The 2,293-nt window shown below is 46.0% G+C and carries 1 protein-coding gene and 1 pseudogene; both read left to right on the forward strand.

Going from position 1 to position 2,293, the window contains the following annotated elements; translation table 11 throughout:
- Positions 1-165: 165 nt before the first annotated feature.
- A pseudogene (locus J1785_RS01625) lies at positions 166-869 on the forward strand (site-specific integrase); the annotation flags it as partial.
- 631 nt (positions 870-1,500) lie between these two features.
- Positions 1,501-2,293, forward strand: a 793-nt coding sequence (locus J1785_RS01630) for a helix-turn-helix transcriptional regulator (protein ID WP_217218661.1), incomplete at its 3' end; no start/stop codon positions are given.

Here is a 2,293-nt window from a genome sequence, read left to right on the forward strand (position 1 = left end):
TAAGGGCAAAAACAATCTGCTCTTCGGTGAATCGTGACTTTTTCATCGGCACCACCTCCGTTCAGGGGAGTGTTTATCATGCCGGAATTCTGTTTCTGAATGGAGCAGGATTTTGGGTCAGGGTCACTACCGGCTCCACCGCCACCCGGGAAACCGCCAACATCACCGTTAGATGAGTACAAAGAAAAGCTGATTTCAGCGGCCACGCGCAGCCAATACCTTTCATTCATTCGCGGATTATTTCGGATCGCCGCTGATGAATGGAAGTGGCTAAGCAAAGCACCTGTCATCAAGACGAGAAAGCCAATCTCCCGCCACATAAAATGGCTGACACGCGAAGAGGCATTAACGCTCATCGAATGCATGCCGGACGGCTTCAAACCGATTGTGATCTTCGCGCTGGCCACAGGAGTGCGCAGGTCTAACATTTAGGATTTGGAATGGTCGCAGATTGGTATGCAGCGACGGGTAGCGTGGATACATCCGGAGAACGCCAAAGCGGGCAAGGCTATTGACGTCGCACTGAATGATACCGCATGCAAAGTTCTGAAAGAGCAGATTGGTCGCCACCACAAGTTCGTGTTTGTTCATAACTCAGCTAGCACCGCGCTGATGGAACAAAGACTGCTGAGGTGAGAAAGATGCGCGTTGATGATAACACGGCCAGGAGGACTGGTTTAAAGCGGGCTGGTATTACAGATTTCCGTTTCCATGACCTGAGACACATTTAGGCAAGTTGGTTGGTCCAGGCTAGGTTGCCACTTTCTGCACTGCAGGAAATGGGAGGTTGAGAATCTATCGAGATGGTACGCAGGTATGCACACCTGTCGCCAAATCACCTGACCGAGCACGCATGCAAAAATCGATGACGTTATGGCAATTCATGTGACTACTCTGGCGCTTTTGGATGGTGATGGTGAAGTGAAGAAGGCGTAACTAATTGATTTGAAATGGTCCCCTACAGGATTCGAATATAGCCATTACAACCCTTGTTATTACAGTATTTTTGCCTGTTCGAAAAACGCCAGAGCCCCCAATTAGGCCCCCAATCGTATTTCGCTTAAAAAATAAGCAATTTCGAGGCTAGTGATTGTCACTGTGAATCACCACGCTGCCAACCTCTCTGAATATCGTCTTATTATTCAACAAATGTAGATGTGCTTTGATTTGCTTCTTGGCCTGGTCAGTTCAGACGTAGGAAAGTCTATTCATTCGCGGCACCGACTTTGTTGGTGCGATTCCATGTCTATGTAGTCCAGTCAGCATTAAGGGATATTTCAGCTAGCCCTTCATCCTTCAGTTCCTCCCGCCCCCTCCGTGATACAGGCGACGCCTGTGGTAAAACAATGGGATAATCGCTTAAGTTTTACGCCTGAGTGCCGATATTATTCTTAATAGCTTTCGACAGAATAATTAATGTCAGAGTTTTTTCATACGTGACACAACCTGTCAACTAGCGCATGTAAGCTTACCAACAGATGAACAACACGGAAGTGAAAAATGAGCAAAAAAAATCTCTTATTGGCTACGCGTCTTGCGGATATTTTATTACGTTTTAACCGTGGTGAAACTTTAACGCTTAGCGGTCTGGCTGAAGAATACGGGGTGCATCAACGCACCATTCGTCGTGATATAGAAGAGCGACTCTCCATCACAGGGATAGAGAAAAACGCTGCCCTCAATGGCTATAGTCTGCGTCCTGAGTATCTGGGAAAGTTTGATGCCTCAAGCATTGATACTTTTGCCTGCGTAGCGGGAGTAAAAGGATTATTTCCAGTATTGGACAGGAAAATGCTTCAGTCCATGTTTTACCCGACTTCGACGCAGAATATCCTTGTGATGGGCCATCACTACATCAAAAGTGAGCAGCAAACTGACAATTTCACACGTTTACAGCAGGCAATTGATGAACGTCGTCGTGTGTCATTTAGCTATTACAAACGCGCCGAACAGCGAAGTTACAGCGTAGAGCCCTATCAGTTGATTAACCACAACGGGGTCTGGTATCTCGCCGCGCAGCATGAAGAAAAAATTAAGAAGTTCACGCTCGGTAAAATATCTGCCTTAAATTGTACTTTCGATCTCTTTGAGCGCTCTCAGGCGCTAACGGAAACGTTGAAAAATGAAGAGAGTGTATGGAGTACTGAACAAAAATTTGAAGTGGTAATAAAAGTATCCCCTGAAGTGGCTGAATACTTTCAGCGCCGGGATTTGGTAGTTGGACAGATCATAGAAAAAGAACTGACTGATGGTGGGTTAATTATATCTACAAATGTATCGCATAAAAATGAAG

The sequence above is a fragment of the Rahnella perminowiae genome (genome assembly GCF_019049755.1).
GTDB classification, from domain to species: domain Bacteria; phylum Pseudomonadota; class Gammaproteobacteria; order Enterobacterales; family Enterobacteriaceae; genus Rahnella; species Rahnella perminowiae.